General features: G+C 66.8%; 16 protein-coding genes. 7 read left to right on the forward strand and 9 right to left on the reverse strand.

Annotated features, from left to right (window positions below):
- Positions 1–14: 14 nt before the first annotated feature.
- Positions 15–992 (reverse strand): zinc-binding dehydrogenase, encoded by a 978-nt coding sequence (locus tag LZ605_RS03350; protein WP_249843785.1) that lies wholly within the window; start codon positions 990–992, stop codon positions 15–17.
- Positions 993–1,426: 434 nt separating this feature from the next.
- On the opposite strand from LZ605_RS03350, the gene LZ605_RS03355 reads away from it, so the two are divergent.
- The 4 genes from LZ605_RS03355 (at position 1,427) to LZ605_RS03370 (ending at position 5,743) form a co-directional block, all read left to right on the forward strand.
- Positions 1,427–3,805, forward strand: coding sequence for a ribonucleoside-diphosphate reductase subunit alpha (locus LZ605_RS03355; RefSeq protein ID WP_249843786.1), 2,379 nt, complete (start codon positions 1,427–1,429; stop codon positions 3,803–3,805).
- Positions 3,806–3,911: 106 nt separating this feature from the next.
- Complete coding sequence (locus tag LZ605_RS03360; RefSeq protein WP_107230786.1) at positions 3,912–4,952, forward strand: ribonucleotide-diphosphate reductase subunit beta; 1,041 nt, start codon at positions 3,912–3,914, stop codon at positions 4,950–4,952.
- A gap of 13 nt (positions 4,953–4,965) precedes the next feature.
- A complete protein-coding gene (locus LZ605_RS03365) occupies positions 4,966–5,445 on the forward strand; it encodes a flavodoxin (protein WP_249844987.1) in 480 nt (159 codons plus the stop codon).
- Positions 5,417–5,743 carry a thioredoxin family protein gene (locus LZ605_RS03370; protein WP_107230785.1) on the forward strand — a complete coding sequence of 109 codons (327 nt, stop codon included), beginning with the start codon at positions 5,417–5,419 and terminating at the stop codon, positions 5,741–5,743. Before LZ605_RS03365 ends, LZ605_RS03370 begins: the two co-directional genes overlap by 29 nt.
- A 131-nt stretch (positions 5,744–5,874) precedes the next feature.
- Here the strand turns inward: LZ605_RS03370 and LZ605_RS03375 are convergent, their stop codons facing one another.
- Positions 5,875–7,206, reverse strand: coding sequence for an Nramp family divalent metal transporter (locus LZ605_RS03375; protein ID WP_249843787.1), 1,332 nt, complete (start codon positions 7,204–7,206; stop codon positions 5,875–5,877).
- A 117-nt stretch (positions 7,207–7,323) separates the two neighbouring features.
- Here LZ605_RS03375 and mntR point away from each other — a divergent pair, with 117 nt between their 5' ends.
- Positions 7,324–7,794: a manganese-binding transcriptional regulator MntR gene (gene mntR, locus LZ605_RS03380; protein ID WP_249843788.1), complete on the forward strand. Its 471-nt coding sequence runs from the start codon at positions 7,324–7,326 to the stop codon at positions 7,792–7,794.
- 69 nt (positions 7,795–7,863) lie between these two features.
- Here the strand turns inward: mntR and LZ605_RS03385 are convergent, their stop codons facing one another.
- From LZ605_RS03385 to fabR, 3 genes are all read right to left on the reverse strand, one after another.
- Entirely contained in the window at positions 7,864–8,424 is a 561-nt protein-coding gene (locus tag LZ605_RS03385; RefSeq protein ID WP_249843789.1) for a thioredoxin-like domain-containing protein, read from the reverse strand.
- Positions 8,414–10,570 (reverse strand): TonB-dependent receptor plug domain-containing protein, encoded by a 2,157-nt coding sequence (locus tag LZ605_RS03390; RefSeq protein WP_249843790.1) that lies wholly within the window; start codon positions 10,568–10,570, stop codon positions 8,414–8,416. The genes LZ605_RS03385 and LZ605_RS03390 overlap by 11 nt, the downstream gene beginning before the upstream one ends.
- A gap of 271 nt (positions 10,571–10,841) precedes the next feature.
- Positions 10,842–11,498, reverse strand: a complete 657-nt coding sequence (fabR, locus tag LZ605_RS03395) for an HTH-type transcriptional repressor FabR (RefSeq protein WP_249843791.1) — start codon at positions 11,496–11,498, stop codon at positions 10,842–10,844.
- 92 nt (positions 11,499–11,590) lie between these two features.
- Here fabR and LZ605_RS03400 point away from each other — a divergent pair, with 92 nt between their 5' ends.
- Together LZ605_RS03400 and LZ605_RS03405 are read left to right on the forward strand one after the other, a co-directional pair.
- Positions 11,591–12,661 carry a ferredoxin reductase gene (locus LZ605_RS03400; protein WP_249843792.1) on the forward strand — a complete coding sequence of 357 codons (1,071 nt, stop codon included), beginning with the start codon at positions 11,591–11,593 and terminating at the stop codon, positions 12,659–12,661.
- A gap of 11 nt (positions 12,662–12,672) precedes the next feature.
- Positions 12,673–13,821, forward strand: coding sequence for a fatty acid desaturase family protein (locus LZ605_RS03405; protein ID WP_249843793.1), 1,149 nt, complete (start codon positions 12,673–12,675; stop codon positions 13,819–13,821).
- Positions 13,822–13,826: 5 nt separating this feature from the next.
- Here the strand turns inward: LZ605_RS03405 and LZ605_RS03410 are convergent, their stop codons facing one another.
- The 4 genes from LZ605_RS03410 to LZ605_RS03425 all read right to left on the reverse strand — a co-directional run bounded on the left by LZ605_RS03410 (position 13,827) and on the right by LZ605_RS03425 (position 17,054).
- On the reverse strand, positions 13,827–14,162 hold the full coding sequence (locus LZ605_RS03410) for a tetratricopeptide repeat protein (RefSeq protein WP_249843794.1): 336 nt from the start codon (positions 14,160–14,162) through the stop codon (positions 13,827–13,829).
- Positions 14,159–14,737, reverse strand: coding sequence for a flavin reductase family protein (locus LZ605_RS03415; protein ID WP_249843795.1), 579 nt, complete (start codon positions 14,735–14,737; stop codon positions 14,159–14,161). The genes LZ605_RS03410 and LZ605_RS03415 overlap by 4 nt, the downstream gene beginning before the upstream one ends.
- Positions 14,734–15,363, reverse strand: coding sequence for a superoxide dismutase (locus tag LZ605_RS03420; RefSeq protein ID WP_249843796.1), 630 nt, complete (start codon positions 15,361–15,363; stop codon positions 14,734–14,736). The genes LZ605_RS03415 and LZ605_RS03420 overlap by 4 nt, the downstream gene beginning before the upstream one ends.
- Positions 15,364–15,530: 167 nt before the next feature.
- On the reverse strand, positions 15,531–17,054 hold the full coding sequence (locus LZ605_RS03425; RefSeq protein WP_249843797.1) for a thioredoxin family protein: 1,524 nt from the start codon (positions 17,052–17,054) through the stop codon (positions 15,531–15,533).
- Positions 17,055–17,098 lie beyond the last annotated feature (44 nt).

The raw sequence follows: 17,098 nt of genomic DNA on the forward strand, positions 1-17,098 counted from the left end.
CCTGACCCCGGTTGTCATGGGCGCAGCAACACCTTGCCGTTACGCCCCGACCCAGCACCGGCCTTCGCTGCCTGGGCGATATCGTCCAGCGCGAAAACCTGCTCCACCGGCAGGGTCAATTCACCTTGCGCCGCACGCTTCAGCAGCTCGCCGACCAACCGGCGCTTGTCCTCCACCGCCATCGCCTGGCTGACCTTGCTGCCCCAGAAGCCCTTCACCGTGGCTTCCTTGTAGATCAGGCCGCCGGCGGGAATGCGCATCGGCTCGCCGCTCATCACCCCGAACGACACCAGGGTGCCGTGGTGGCCGAGCAGCTCGACCAGATCGGCACTGGCCTCACCGCCGATGGAATCGACCGCGGCTGCGGCCTGTGCTTCGCCAGTGGCTTCACGCACACGATCCTTCCAGCCCTCCACCGAGGTGTCAAACACATGATCGATGCCCAGCGCATGCAACTGTGCAACCGCCGCAGCGTTGCGCACCAGGTTGGCCACATGCACGCCACGCGCCTTTGCCAACATCGCCAGCGACTTGCCGACCGCGCCGTTGGCGGTGTTCTGCACGATCCATTGCCCCGCTTCGACATGCAGGAATTCCAGCAGCATCAGCGCACTCAGCGGCATCGCGATCAGCTGCGCCGCGGTTTCGTCGGCGATCGCGTCCGGCATCGGAATCACCATCCGCGCCGGTGCGATGAACGCCTCGGCCCAGGTGCCGTGCACCGAGGCGGCGGCAACGCGTTGGCCAAGCTGCAGGCCATCGACGCCTTCGCCGAGTGCATCGACAACGCCCAGCGCTTCACTGCCACCGATCGCCGGCAGCGTCGGCTTGTAGCCATACAGGCCGCGCACGGTCAGCAGATCGTGGTTGTGGATCGAGGCCAGCACGGTGCGGATGCGCACTTCGCCCGGGCCGGGCTCGGGCAGGGCTGTTTCGCCGATGGCCAGGACATCGGCCGGATCGCCGAAGGAGGAATACAGGGCTGCGCGCATAGGGGGTGTTCCAGGGGAAAAGGGAGGTTGTAACGAACTGGGGACGCAGGCGGCGTCGACAAGGCGACGGCGGTGCAACACGGCATCCTGCGACTGATCGTCGCGGCATGTGGTGGTTACCGCATCTTGTGTTGACGGCGCGAAATATCCCCACTATGTTGTGGCCGTCACTCCCGGTCAGCCGCCGCCGCCGGACATGCAGCAAACGTCCCGCGGCCCGCCCCTGAAGGCTTGCCGTGTCGACGCGGCCGCCATCGCGCGGACCCAGATCGCCCCCACGGCCCGGATACCGGCCGCAGGCGCAGGCAGATGCCGACGACCTGGTGTTCCTGCGTTATGGCATCCCACCCCGACCGCCCCGTGCGCCGGTATCGCGTGCAGGGCCGCCACGGCATCGACCGCCACATCGCGTGCGAGCCTGGAGTTTCACCACCATGACCGACAGTACCTTCCGCGTGGCCGACCTGGCCGGCGCCGGCGACGCCTTGCGTGCTGGCGGCGAGCGCGTGCCGACCTGGATTACCAAGGAGGCCGGCAATCGTCGCCTGCCGTTCGACGCCGAACGCCTGCAACGCAGCATCGATGCCGTGCATGCCGAGTTTCCGCAGCTGGATGTGAGCGACTACCGCCGTGTGGTGCAGGCGATGGTCGAGCGCAAGCCCAGCCTCAGTGCCGATGACCTGGTCGATCTGCTGATCCGCGAGGCTGAGTCGCGCGTGGACCTGGTGGCACCGGAGTGGGAGCAGTTCGCTGCACGCATCTACCTGCGACGCCTGTACAAGCGCGCCAGCCGCAACCGGTTCTACGATGTCAGCCTGAAGTACGGCTCGTATGTCGGCCTGCAGGAAAGCCTGGCCGACCGTGGCATCTACAGCAACGACATCCTGCGCTGCTATTCCAAGGAAGAACTGCAGCAGGCCGGCGAGATGATCGAGCCGGAGCGCGACCGCCTGTTCGCCTACAACGGCCTGTACCTGCTGGCCACACGCTACCTGGCCAGCGATCGCAGCCGCGAGGTCTACGAACTGCCGCAGGAGCGCTGGCTGACCATCGCGCTCTACCTGATGCAGGAGGAGGGCGGGCCTGGTGAGAGCGGCCGGGTACGCCGCATGCAGCTGGTCGGCGAGGCGTACTGGGCGCTGTCCAACCTGTACATGACGGTGGCCACGCCGACCCTGGCCAACGCTGGCAAGGTGGGTGGGCAGCTGTCCAGCTGCTTCATCGACACGGTGGATGACAGCCTGCAGGGCATCTATGACTCCAACACCGATATCGCGCGCGTGTCCAAGCACGGTGGCGGTGTCGGTGCCTACCTGGGCTATGTGCGCAGCAGCGGTGCGCCGATCCGGGGCGTGCCGAATTCTTCCGGCGGCGTGGTGCCGTGGATCAAGCAGCTCAACAACACCGCCGTGTCGGTGGACCAGCTCGGACAGCGCAAGGGCGCGGTGGCGGTGTACCTGGATATCTGGCACCGCGATATCGAGGCCTTCCTCGATCTGCGCCTGAACAACGGCGACCAGCGCCTGCGCGCGCACGACGTGTTCACCTCGGTGTGCGTGCCGGACCTGTTCATGGAGGCGGTGGAGCGCCGCGCCGACTGGTACCTGTTCGACCCGCATGAGGTGAAGAGCGCCAAGGGCTGGTACCTGCAGGACTTCTACGACGAGAAGCGCGGCGCGGGCAGCTTCCGCGACCGCTATGCCGAACTGGTGGCCGACGAGCGCATCAGCCGCCGCACGGTGAAGGCGATCGACCTGTTCAAGCGGATCATGCTCAGCCAGCTGGAGACCGGCAACCCTTTCCTGTTCTACCGCGACGAGGTCAATCGCAGGAATCCGAACAAGCACGCAGGCATGGTCTATTCCAGCAACCTGTGCACCGAGATCCTGCAGAACATGAGCCCGACGCGGATGATCCAGGAGATCGTCAGCGGCGACCAGATCGTCACCACCCGCCGGGCCGGTGACTTCGTGGTCTGCAACTTGTCCTCGATCAATCTCGGCCGTGCGATCAGCGCACCGGATGACCTGCTGGCGGCCGACGTACTGGAGCGGCTGATCCCGATCCAGGTGCGCATGCTCGACAACGTGATCGACCTCAACGCGCTGCCGGTGCCGCAGGCCACGATCACCAACCGCAAGTACCGCGCCATCGGCCTGGGCACGTTCGGCTGGCATCACCTGCTGGCGCAGCAGGCGATCCAGTGGGAATCGCCGGACGCCGAGCAGCTGGCCGACCGCCTGTATGAGCGCATCAACTTCCTGACCATCCAGGCCAGCGCACAACTGGCCAAAGAGAAGGGCAGCTACCCGATGTTCGCCGGCAGCGACTGGCACAATGGCCGCTACTTCCGTGACCGCAACTACAGCGGTGCCGCCTGGGACAGCCTGGCCCGCGACGTTGCCACGCACGGCCTGCGCAACGGCTGGCTGCTGGCGGTGGCGCCGAACATGAGCACCGCGCAGATCGCCGGCTCCACTGCATCGATCGACCCGATCTACAGCGCGTTCTACTACGAGGAAAAGAAGGACTTCCGGCGGCCGGTGGCTGCGCCGGGCCTGTCGCTGGAAACCTGGCCGTACTACGAGAAAGGCGCCTACAAGGTCGACCAGTTCGCCAGCGTGCGCCAGAACGCGCGGCGGCAGCGTCATGTCGACCAGTCGATCAGCTTCAACCTGTACGTGCCCAGCACCATCCGCGCCAGCACGCTGCTGGAACTGCATCTGACGGCGTGGCGCGAGGGTCTGAAGACCACCTACTACGTGCGCTCCAACGACATCGACATCAGCGAATGCGAGTGGTGCGCCAGCTGATCGTTGGGACTGCTGTAGAGCCGAGCCCATGCTCGGCTCAAGCAACGCAGCCGAGCGTGGGCTCGGCTCTACAAGTGCAACGCATGCAATCCGAAGGCAGACGACCATGGCAACCCCGCTCGACCGCATCAAGATCCTCGAACCGCGCCACCCGAACCGCAGCACCGGCATCATCAATGGCCGCACCAGCGGCATCCTGAACTGGAACGACATTCCGTATCCGTCGTTCTATCGGGCCTACAAGGAGCTGTCGACCAACTTCTGGATCCCCGACGAAGTGGACATGAAGCTGGATGCGCGCCAGTACGGTGAGCTGTCCGGGCGCGAGAAGAACGCCTACGACTCGATCATCGGCCTGCTCGCCACACTGGACTCGCCGCAGACGCGTTTCATCTACAACGTGGCCGAGTACATCACCGACCCGGCGGCGCATGCCAATGCGGCGATCATCGGCCAGCAGGAAGTTATCCACAACGAGAGCTACAGCTACGTGCTCGCCTCGATCACCGATCTGCCGAACCAGAACCGCATCTTCGAGATCGCCCGCACGCACCCGACCATCATCAAGCGCAACGCGCCGATCATGGGGGCGTATGACGATTTCATGCGCGAGAAAACCGCCGAGACCCTGCTGAAGTCGCTGATCCAGTCGTCGATCCTGGAGGGCATCAACTTCTACTCCGGTTTTGCCTACTTCTACAACATGGTGCGGCAGAACCGCATGACCGGAACCGGCAAGATCATCAGCTTCATCAACCGCGACGAGCTGGCCCACACCAAGTTCATCAGCGAGCTGATCCGCGCGATCATCGGCGAGAACCCGGAACTGCAGACCCATGAGCTGACCGATTACGTGCACGGCGCTTTCCAGCACGCCATCGAGCTGGAGACCCAGTGGTCGTCGGAAGTGCTGGACGGCATCGATGGCATCGACGTGGACGAGATGGTGCGCTACGTGAAGTACCGCGCCAACAAGATGGCCGGCATGCTCGGCATCGAGCGCCTGTACAGCGACACCACCGACAACGTGATGCCATGGATCAAGGCCTACGCCGACAACTTCACCGAGACCAAGACCGACTTCTTCGAGATGCGCAATGCAAGCTACAAGAAGACCAACGTCGACAACGGCTTCGACGATCTCTGAGCCGCGCCGGGCACTGCGGATCCTGCTGGTGGTGGCCTCGTTGAGCGGCAACACCCGCGAACTGGGCCGGCAGATTGCCGAGCTCTGCCGGGCCGCCGGTCATGCCGTGCATTGGCAGGAGGCCGACGACCTGCGCCAGATGCCTGTCCTGGCGGCTGACGAGGCCGACCTGGTGCTGCTGGGAAGCTGGACCGACAACGCAGGACGTACGCCCACGGAGATGAAGGCCTGGGTGGCCGGTATCGCCGAGCGCGGCGAGCGGCCCCGGCAGTTGGCGGTGTTCGGTACCGGCGAGACGCAGTGGGGGCAGGAGTACTACTGCGGCGCCGTGCATCGGTTGATCCGCTATTTCCGCAGCGAGTACCCGCCGCTTGAGATCGAGCAGATGCCGCATGGCGAGCGTCATGCCGAAGCTATCGGCGCCTGGACCGACGTGGTTCTGGCCCACTACTGGAGCAACACCGATGCAGATCATCGACGCCACCACGCCTGAGCAGTTCCAGCAGGTGCTGGCTGAGCATCCACGGGTGCTGGTGGATTTCCACAAGGACCAGTGCCCGGGTTGCCGGATGCTGGAAATGTCGCTGCATCGGGTAGCCAACAGCGTGGCGGGGCAGGGCACCACATTGCTGCGCGTGCAGTTGGAAGTGCTGGGCGAGGCGTTCTTCCGGCAGCTGGGCCTGCGCCAGACACCGACGCTGGCGCTGTTCCGTGATGGCGATGAACGCACGCGCCTGGCTGGGTTCCAGTCGCCGCAGCAGATCGAAGCGGCGATCGCGTTGCATCTGTAGGGAGGTGGGTGTACCGATGGCGCCGGGTTCCTGCTTCTGTAGAGCCGAGCCATGCTCGGCCGCTCTCCGCGCGGTGCGAAAAGGCATCCACGCATGGCGTGGATCTACCGGGGCATCGCGGGCATTCCGCGCTAGGCTCCGCTGAAGGTATCCAGCAGCAGCTTCACGTTCAGCGCAACGATCACCAGCGCGATCACCCAGGCGATGCCGCCCAGCCAGCGCGGTGCCACCAGCGCGCCCATCGTCACCTTGTCGGTAACAATCCGCACCAGTGGAATGATCGCGAATGGCAGCTGCATCGACAGCACCACCTGGCTCAGCACCAGCAGCTTCACCGCGCCCTGGTCGCCGAACATCACGATCACCACCACCACCGGAATGATCGCCAGCGCCCGCGTCAACAGCCGGCGCAGCCAGGGCGGAAGGCGCAGGCGCAGGAAGCCCTCCATCACGATCTGCCCCGCCAGCGTGGCAGTCACGGTCGAGTTCAGGCCCGAGGCGAGCAGCGCGATGGCAAACAGCGTGGCCGCCGCACCAACGCCCAGCATCGGTGCCAGCAACTGGTGCGCCTGTTCGATGTCTTCCACATCGAAGCGGCCGTTGGCATGGAACACCGCCGCCGCCAGGATCAGGATGCTGGCGTTGATGAACAGCGCCAGGGTCAGCGCCAGGGTGCTGTCGGTCACCGCCCAGCGCAATGCGCTGCGGCGACCTTCATCGGTGCGCGGGTAGGCGCGGGTCTGCACGATGGACGAATGCAGGTACAGGTTGTGCGGCATCACCGTGGCACCGATGATGCCGATCGCGATGTACAGCGCATGCGGATCGGTCACCACCTGCGCGCGCGGAATGAAGCCGCCCAGCACCGCCATCACCGGCGGCGCCGCCATTGCGATCTGTACCACGAAGCAGGCGAAGATCACCATCAGCAACGCGATCACGAAGGCTTCCAGTGCACGGAAGCCACGGTTCATCAGCAGCAGCACCAGCAGCGTGTCCAGCGCAGTGATCACCGCACCCCAGAGCAGGGGCAGATCGAACAGCAGTTTCAGCGCGATCGCGGTGCCGATCACCTCTGCGAGGTCGCAGGCGATGATCGCCGCCTCGCACAGCGCCCACAGCGCCAGATTCACCGGCTTCGGGTAGCGGGCGCGGCAGGCCTGCGCCAGGTCCATCCCGGTGGCGATGCCCAGCCGCGCCGACAGCGCCTGCAGGATCACCGCCATCAGGTTGGAAATGAGGATGACCGACAGCAGCAGGTAGCCGAAGCGCGAGCCGCCGGCCAGATCGGTGGCCCAGTTGCCCGGGTCCATGTAGCCGACCGAGATCATGTAGCCCGGGCCGAGGAAGGCCAGCAGGCGGAACCACCAGTGGCCCTTGTCGGGCACGGCCACGGAGGCATTGAGCGCACCCAGACTGGCCGGGGTGGAGGCCGATGGGTCGCGGGGCGCCAGGGTGTTCATGGATCCGAATATAGCTCCTGCTATAGTCATTAGCAATGTGAAACAATCGTCTTTATCGCGTCACTGGTCCAGAATTCAGGTTCAACCCCGGAGTACACCGGAAGGACAGGCGTAGGCGTGGGCAAGACCGACGATTCGACATCGCTGAAAAGCACCCCCTTGATCGAGGCCGAGCGTCAGGTCGAGAGCTTCCGGCAAGTGCGCGAGGCGCACCGGATGGAGCTGGTTGAGGACTATGTCGAGCTGATCTCGGACCTGCTGGCCGACGGCGGCGAGGCCCGCCAGGTCGATATAGCCACGCGCCTGGGCGTGGCCCAGCCGACCGTGGCGAAGATGCTGCGGCGGCTGGCCCGTGATGGCTGGGTGGTGCAGCGCCCGTACCGCGGCGTGTTCCTGACCCCGGAAGGCGAGGCGCTGGCCCATGCCAGCAGACAGCGGCACCAGACCGTGGAGCGTTTTCTGCTGGCGCTGGGCGTGGACGCGGATACCGCCCGGCGTGATGCCGAGGGCATCGAGCACCATGTGAGCGAACAGACGCTGGCGTTGTTCGAAGCGTTCGTGCGTAAGGCCGAGGGCGGGGCAACGTAGCGGTAGCACCGGGCCATGCCTGGCGGGCGCGTCGCCGTCTTCATGGTTTTCGCCGGGCATGGCCCAGCGCTACCGCGGTTGGATGGCGCCGTTGGGGCATCGCGCCTGCTGCTGCGCGCACGCCCGTTTCGTCCATTCCTTCAATACCGGTTGCAGGCCTTCGTAGCGGCGCCCGTGCCAGCCATTGGCCAGCACCCTGCCGTCGGCGTCGATCAGCACCAGGTTCGGTGGGCCCAACCCGGCCAGGGCCTGTAGCGCCGGCATGCGCGCGGCACGGCGCGGGTCCAGCACCGGCCACGGCATGTCCTGCGCGTGCATGTAGCGACGCAGCGCGGCCTCGCTTTCGTCCAGGCTGACGTACACCACCTCGGAGTCGGCACCGGCCTCGCGCAATGCATCGCGCACACTGCGCAGGGTTGGCATGAAGGCATGGCAGGGAGCACACCAGTCGGCACCGAAGTAGAGCGCGACCAGCTTCGGCGGTGGCGACCACTGCATCGGTCGCAGCGAGCGTTGTTCGGGCCGCATCAGCGAGGCGGAGACCTGCGCATGCAGGTCCGCGCCCATGGCCGGCGCCGCCAACAGCAGCGCAGCGGCCATCAGCAACCTGCGCAGTGGTTCAGAACGCATAGCGCAGGTTGACGTACCACGAGCGCGCGAAACGTGGCCCGTAGACATAGTCGCTGTCTCGCAGCGCGCCCACCTCCAGATCCTTCTGGCGCTGGTCGAACACGTTCTTGACGCCTGCGGCCACCGACACTTCCTGTTGTGCCTGCGCGCCCAGATGCCGGTGCCAGCGCGCACCAAGATCGGTGACCAGGAACGAACGCGTGCGGTGCAGCTCGCCCAGCCGGTTGTTCAGCACCGACATCGGTCCGGTGTGGCGCAGGGCGACGAAGGTCTCCCACGGCTCGGCCGGCATCCAGCTGAGCTGGGCCAGACCGGTCCAGCGCGGGGTCTTCAGGTAGTCGCGGCTATCGATGACGGTGTCGCCACCGTCACCGGTGTCGTCGAAGATGCGCTGCGGTTCGCGGAAGCGCGAGCGGTACCACGAGGCACCGGCGGTCAGGCGCCACTGCGGCGACGGCTGCCAGCCGAGGTTGGTTTCCGCACCCAGCACGTTGGAGCCGGAAGCGTTGTAGCGCAGCTGGCTCAGTTGGCCATCGTCTCCGCGCTGGATCTCTCCCAGTGCGAAGGTGTCGCGGATGCGTGCATAGGAGGCGGTAGCATCCCAGCTCCATACCGGATTGGCCGGGTCCGATCGCCAGTCGAAACCGAACAGGGTGGTCAGCGCGCGTTCTTCCTTCAGGCCATCGGTGTTGCGCACGCGCACCTGTTCGCCGCCGAGGGTATCGACGTGCACATCCTCGACGAAGATCTCCGGTGCACGGAAGCCGGTGGCGATACCGGCCCGCCACTTCAGGTTCGGCGTCGCCTGCCAGGCCAGCGCGATGCGCGGCGAGAACACCGCGTTGTCCAGCTCCGAGCTCTTGTCCACGCGTGCGCCCAGCACCAGGTCGACGTTGTCGCGCAGGCTCCACTCGTCCTGGATGAAGGCGCCGAGGTTGTGGAAGGTCGCATCCTCCAGCACGGCAATACGCTGCCCGCCGCCGGTGCGGTTGTCGTCGCGCAGCCCCTCGTGCTTGTACTGCACGCCGAACGCTAGTGCGTGCGCACCCAGTCGCCAGTTCAACTGGCTGTCGATGTAGTGCAGCGGGTTGTGGGTGCGACCATACTGCCGCCACGAGCGTGAGGCGGCGCTGCCGGCCACGTTCGGATCCAGCTGCGTCGGGTCATAGCCGGGCGAAGCATCGGTCACGACATCACCCAGGCCGCCATAGAAGCTGTCGCGGTCGATATCGGCGAAGGCGTAGGCCAGGCGGAAGCCGACGTCGGCATTGATTTCCTGGTCCCACGACACGCTGCCGCGGCGGTATTTCGTATCCAGCGATTCGGCGATGTTGGCCAGGTATTCCGGCTGATCCAGCCGGTTGCCGCCACGCCGGGTTTCATCGGTCACCTGCAGGTCCAGCCGCAGCCGCGTGCCGGGCGTGGGTGCATACCAGGCCTGCAGCCCGCCGACCTTGAGGTTCTTGCGGGTGATCTCGGTGTAGCCGTCGCCGTTGTAGTCGATGCCACTGTTCCAGTTGCGCTGGGCGATCACCGACAGCCCGGCGTCGGCGTCCTTCGCCACCAGGTCCAGCCGCACGTCGGCACTCTTCTGCGGCGTGCCCTTCAACACGTCCACGCCGGCCTGCACATGGCCACCGCTGCGCGCCGGCAGCGGCGGGATCAGGTTGATCACGCCAGCCACCGCACCCGGGCCGTACAGCGCCGAGCCGCCGCCCTTGACCACTTCAATGCGGTCCACGAACCCGGCTGGAATCTGCTCCAGTCCATAGACGCTGCCCAGCGTGGACAGCAGCGGGATTCCATCGAACAACAGCTGGTTGTAGGCACCGGGCAGGCCCAGCAGCTGCACTTCGCTGGTGTTGCAGTTCTGGCAGTTGCTTTCCACGCGCAGGCCGTTGATCAGCTCGGCGGCGCGCGAGAAGTCGGTGGCCGCGCGCAGCGCGATGTCTTCCTTGCGCAGCACTTCGGTGCGGATCGGCACGTCCGACAGCAGGCGTTCGCTGCGGGTGGCGGTGCTGACCTTGACTTGCACGCGGTCCAATTCGGTTGGCTGGGGTGCGGCGGCCAGGGTAGGCAGCGGCAGCGTGAGCGCGATGGCGGTGGTCAGTTGCAGGGGGCGGGGGAGGCGGGAGTCACGCGGCATGAGGGCGTCGTCCTTGGGGAGGGAGGGCGGCGAGGGCGGCCTGGCTGGCGCATATAAGAGCAGGTGCTTTGATATATAGCAATTGCTATATAGCTGCATGATGGGATCGGCGCGAGGGCCTGGCCGGCGGGTGGATCATAGGCGTGTTATAACATTACATTAAAGCGCAACAACCGTGCCGGTGGTCATGTCGTTCTGGGGCTGCGGAGGGCAACGGGGTCAGAGCCCTGTCCTGCGGATAGGGGGGGCGACCCCGAGGATCCGGCTTCGATCAGCCGCGGCGGAAGGCGGCGGGGCTTCGGGCGCCGACGATGATCATGCGGATCATCGTGGAGATCTGTTCGACCAGTTCCGGGTCTTTCTCGGGGGGCTGGTCCATGGCCGAGGCCCCCATCGCGAACACCAGGCGGGTGATCGCCATCGAGACCAGTTCCGGCTTGTGCAGCACCGCGCCATCCAGCGCGGCCAGGCGCACCAGGTCGTGCTGCAGTTCTTCTTCGAAATAGTGCAGCTCGCGTTCGACGGCGTGCTTGAAGTCGTCCGAGCCGACCGCGCCTTCGCGCAGCAGCACATGCAGCAGCTTGTCGTCGGCGCGCAGCTGCTCCATGAAGGTTTCCACCGACACCCGCACCACGCTGGTGGCACTGGAGGTGGCGCGCTGGCGGGCCTCACCGATGATGGTGCGCAGCGAGCGGCCGGCCACGTCGATCAGGGCCACGGCCAATTCGTCCATGTCGCGGAACTGCCGGTAGAAGCTGTTCGGCGCGATGCCGGCCTCACGTGCTACTTCGCGAAGGCTCAGGGTGGACAGGCTGCGGTGCGGCCCGATCAGCTTCAGCGCGGCGGCCAGCAGATCCTCGCGGCTCACCGTTCGGCGGGCCGGGCTGCTGGCATCTTCGTTCGGCGTCAGGGCGGTGGCGGCGGCCATGGGGGTTCCGGTGCGGCGAGGCTGAATCATACCCAATCCGGTTCAATATACACATGTATACACAGGTGTATGTGCGCCCGTATAGTGCGCCCATGAGCGCTGTCGTCCGTCCGTCCCTGTTCTCTCCATACCGCTGGGTCTCGCCGTCGCTGTTCGATTTCTGGGCGGGCCAGCTGAATCCGTTGTGGACCCTGCGCGCACCGATGGCCCGCCTGGTCCGGCGCGAGCCGGCCGGCGAGGGCGCGGCGACCCTGGTGCTGCGCACCAACCGGCACTGGGCAGGCATGCGAGCCGGCCAGCATGTAACCCTGAGCGTGGAGATTGAAGGCCGCCAGTGGCAGCGCAGCTACAGCCCGACCGTGCTGGGGCGGCGTGAACTGGCGATCACCGTCAAGGCGGTCGAAGGCGGCCGGGTCAGCCAGCATCTGGTCCACCACGCGCAGCCGGGTGAGGTGTTCCGACTCGATGCCGCCTTTGGCGAATTCCATATGCCGGCCGCCGCCCCGGTGCTGCTGCTGGCCGCCGGCAGTGGCATCACGCCGATGCGCAGCCTGCTGCGTGAGGCCTGCCAGCGCCCGCTGGCGGCGCCGGTGGACCTGTTCTATTGGGAGCGCACCGCGGCCCATCTGCAGTTTCGTGATGAACTGCAGGCGCTGGCCACGGCGCAGCCGAACCTGCGCGTGCACCTGCTGAGCACCCGCGACGGCGAGGTGCCGGCCGCGCGCATCGATACCCACGATCTGCAGGTCGCGGGCGATGACACGCCACTGGCGCAGCGCCACGTGCTGGCCTGCGGCCCGGATGGGTTCGTCGCCGCTGCACGTGCGCGGCTGGCGCAGCAGGTCGCCGGCTTCCAGGCCGAAGCCTTCACCCCGCCGGCGCCGATCGATGATGCCGACAGCCAGGGCGAAGTGTCGCTGACCCTGGCCCGCAGTGGCCGCCAGCTGAGCGTGCCGCGTGGCCGCTCGCTGCTGGAAAGCCTGGAAGCGCATGGCATCAAGCCCAAGCATGGCTGCCGCATGGGCATCTGCAACACCTGTACCTGCGATCGCGTCAGTGGCGCTACCCGCCACCTGCGCACCGGCGACCTGCAGTCCGAATCGGCACAGCCGGTGCGGATCTGCGTGAGCGCACCGACCACCGACCTGACCCTGGATCTCTGAGGACGCCTGCCATGACCCGCGCTACCGACCGTGCCCTGAGTACTGCCGAGATGCAGGCCTTCGGTGAGGAACTCGACGCGATCCGCGACCGTGTGATCGGCAGCCTCGGCGCCTCCGATACCCGCTACATCCGCCGCGTGGCCGCCGCTGTGCGCTGGTTCGGCGTAGGTGGCCGTGGCCTGTTGTTCCTGGCGGCGTTCTCGCCGCTGTACTGGATGCCGCTGCTGTGGCCGGCCGCGATCACCGGCACGTTGCTGCTGGCGCTGTCGAAGATCCTGGAGAACATGGAGCTGGGCCACAACGTCATGCACGGCCAGTTCGACTGGACCGGTGACCCCAAGCTCAACGGCAACACCTACGAGTGGGACATCGTGGCCACCGCCGACAACTGGCGCAAGACCCACAATTTCCGCCACCACACCTACACCAACGTGCGCGGCATGGACGATGACATCGGCTACGGCCTGCTGCGCATCTTCCCGGAACAGCGCTGGAAGCCGTTCTACCTGCTGCAGCCGATCATCGCGCCGATCTTCGCGTTGCTGTTCCAGTGGGGCGTGGCCGCGCAGGACCTGCGCCTGGGCCGCTGGCTGAAGGGCCGTATGAGTGCCCGTGCGATGTGGTTGCAGACCCGCCCGGTGGCGCGCAAGATGGCCCGCCAGGTGCTGAAGGACTACGTGTTCTTCCCGCTGCTGGCCGGCCCGTTCTTCCTCACCGTGATGCTGGGCAACATGGTGGCCAACGGCCTGCGCAACATCTGGACCTACGTGATCATCTTCTGCGGCCACTTCACCGCCGAATCGGAAACCTTCCCGAAGGAATGCCTGCGCAACGAATCGCGTGGCCACTGGTACCTGCGCCAGCTGCGTGGTTCGTCCAACATCAGCGGCGGCTTCCTGATCAACGTGCTGTCGGGCAACCTCAGCCACCAGATCGAGCACCACTTCTACCCGGACCTGCCGGCCAACCGCTATGCGGCCATTGCCAAGGAAGTGAAGGACATCTGCCGCCGCTACGGCCAGCACTACAACAACGGCTCGCTGCCGCGTCAGTTCGGCCAGGTGGTCTGGCGCATTCTGCGCCACGCGTTCCCGAGCAAGCCGCGCCGCCTGCCGATGGCGGACATCATGTCCGCCCCGGCATCGGCCAACGCGGGCTGATCGACTCAGCCCGTCTTCGCCAGGGCCGCCTGTTCGCGGTCCAGGCGACGCAGGAATACCTGCATTTCCTTGCGTGCCTGCTGGTCGCCCTTGCTGCCGGCCACGCTCAGCCCGCGCTGCCACGCCTCGCGCGCCGCCTGCGGCTGGCCACTGGCCAGCCAGGCCTTGCCCAGTAGTTTCCATGCGGCCGAATACTGCGGGTCGAGCACCACGCATCGGCCCAGATGGGTCGCCGCGCGCACCGGGTTTCCCGCATCGAGCCAACCCTTGCCCAACCCGAAACGCAGCAACGCGCCGTCCTTGCCGGTGGCGAGCATGCATTCCAGTGCTTCGATGTTCATGGCCGCACCTCCACCAGCAGTTCGGCCGGTCCTGGCTGGAACCGGCCGCGATGGAACAGCAATGGTGCGCCGCCGTTCTCGTTGACTTCGATGATGCGCCCGGCCAGCAGCAGGTGATCGCCCACCGGCCACATCGCATGGCGGGTACAGGTGAGATGGGTGACCGCACCGGCGATGCGCGGCGGTGCGTCGTCGGCGTCCTCCAGCAGTGCCAGGCCGGCAAAGCGATCGCGCGCCTGTGGATCGGCAAAGCGGCGGGCCAACGCTTCCTGGCCCGCCGCGAGCACGCTGATCGCAAAGCGGGTGGCGCGCTGGAAGGTGGGCAGGCTCTGCGCGTGCAGTGCCAGGTTCCACAGCACCAGCGGCGGCTGCAGTGAGACCGGCACGAACGAATTGATGGTCAGGCCCACCGGCTTGCCTTGCGCATCGCGCGTACAGACGATGGCCACGCCAGTGGGGAAATGGCCGAGCAGCCGACGCAGGGCGCGCGGCGGCATCTCGACCGACGGCACCGGGGCCGGGGCGGGGAACACCCCCGCCCACGGCCCGGCGTAGGGCCGTGTCTCGCCGCTCATGAGGCCCGGGCCTGGCGGTAACGCCGGCCGACCTCGGCCCAGTGGATGAGGTTGAAGAACGCGCCGATGTAGTCGGGGCGACGGTTCTGGTAGTGCAGGTAGTAGGCGTGCTCCCACACATCCAGCGCCAGGATCGGGGTGTTGCCGGACAGTCCAACGGCAGCGCCCATCAACGGACTGTCCTGGTTGGCGCTGCTTTCGACCTGCAGGTGGCCGTCGCGATCCGTGGTCAGCCACGCCCAGCCACTGCCGAAGCGGGTCTGCGCGGCCTTGCTGAAGGTCTCCTTGAAGGCATCGAAACCACCGAGATCGCGCTCGATCGCAGCGCTCAGTTCGTCGTCCGGAACGCCACCGTTGGCGCTCAGCACGGTCCAGAACAGGCTGTGGTTGGCATGGCCGCCGCCATTGTTGCGGATCGCGCCGCGCTGCGCCTCGGGCACAGCATCGAGGTGGGCGATCAGCGTTTCCACCGGTTGTTCGGCGAGGCCGGCCTGCTCGATGGCGGCGTTGAGGTTGTTGACGTAGGTCTGGTGGTGCTTGCTGTGATGGATCTCCATCGTGCGCGCATCGAAATGCGGCTCAAGGGCATCGTAGGCGTAGGGGAGCGGGGGAAGCGAGTACGACATTGAAGCGATCTCCGTGGGGAAGGCCAGGGGGGCTGGCCGGTGCGGAGATCGTTATCGCACCTCAACATTGGTTGAGGTCAAGCGCCGCGTGGAGGCGCGGTAGTGCCGGCCGCTGGCCGGCAATCAGGCAACATCGGGATGCCGGCCGGCGGCCGGCACTACCGCAATCAGCTCAGCCATTCCCTGCACGCGCCATCGGCCTGCTCGCCGCAGGCCTGCTGCATCCTCTGCTGCAGTCGCGCCAGCGTCTGCGCGCCCTGGTGCTTGCTGCTCCAGGTCTTCAGCTGGCCGGCCAGCCGCTCGAAACGCTGCCGCGTGCGCTGGTGGTAGCCCGACGGCTGGGCGTCCAGTTCGGCGATCAGCGCGGTGGTGGCCTGTTCGATACGCGGTGCATCGTCCGGTGCAAGCTTCAGCAGGCCTTCGACGTACAGCACGCCCCACTGCACGCGGGTCGCCGGCCCTTGCGCGCTGTCGTACGCACGCTTCAGCCATTCCAGTGCGGCAGCGTTGTCGCCGCGTTGCTCGGCCAGTTCGGCCAGTTCGGGCATGTAGTAGTACGGCTGCTCGCTACGCTTGAGCTCGGCCAGCAGCAGTGCCTCGGCGCCGGCATCGTCGCCGACCTGGCGCAGGGCGTAGACCGCGCTGCTGATCGTGGCCTGCCGCGCATGCGCATCGCTGGCGGCGGCATCGGCGGCAGCCACGCGCTGCTGCACGCGTTCGACCAACGCGGCCGGCAACGTGCCCTTGGGTTGCGCCTGGCGCGCCAGTGACACTTCTGTCAGCACGCGCGACAGCGCATCGTCGGCGCGGTCACCGCGCTCGGTGTCGGCACGTTCCAGCGCCACCAGCAGTTGCTGGCCCAATGTGTTGCTGGTGGCAGGGCCGGCACTGGCCTGCTTGACCAGCTGCGCGCCGGCATAGCCGAGCAGTTCGCGATTGCGACGGACCTCGGTTGGCTGCGCCAGGACCGCCTGCAGCAGTTCGCGCACCTGGGTGGGGGCGGTGCTTGGCTTTTCCGAAGTCGCCAGCGCCAGCAGCGCGAAACGACGTTGCAGCGCTGCATCCGGTGCCACCCTGGACAGCTGCCGCAGCACGTCGGCGCTGCCGCGCTCGCCGGCCAAGCGGTTGGCGTCCACTTCCCAGCCGTAGTCGCCCAGCACCTGCCAGTCCTCGGCGGCCAACCTGTCCGGCGTGGCCAGTGCCGTGGCCAGCGTGGCGGCCACCGCGCTGCGGCGGCTTGCGGCCAGGGTCAGTGCGCGGGTCAGCTCGGCCGCGTCGTTGCCACCGGCCACGCGGGTGATCTCGTTGCGCTTGGGGTCCAGCACGATCAGGGTCGGATAGCCGCGCACGCCGAAGCGCTCGCCCCAGGCCTGTGCACCTTCCTCGTCACCGTCCAGATAGACGGGTACGAACTTGCCGGTCAGCGCGATGAACGCCGGGTCCTTGAACAGGCCGGCCTTGAGCTGGTTGCAGGGCGGGCACCAGACTGCGCCCCAGTACAGCAGCACCGGCTTGCCGCTGTCGGCGGCCTCGGCGAAGGCATCGTCGACATCGCCCTGGCGCCAGGCGATGGCGTTGGCCGCTGCCGGCTCGGAGGCCTGCACCGCGGCAATGGGCGCCTGCGCCGGGGAGCAGGCGCTCAGCGCCGTGGCCAGCAACAACAGAGGAAAGGCGGCGCGCATCGGCAGCATCTCGAAGAGGCAGGGTAGGCCGGCATTGTAGGAAGGGTGATCGG

The sequence above is a fragment of the Stenotrophomonas maltophilia genome (assembly GCF_023518235.1).
Lineage (GTDB): Bacteria > Pseudomonadota > Gammaproteobacteria > Xanthomonadales > Xanthomonadaceae > Stenotrophomonas.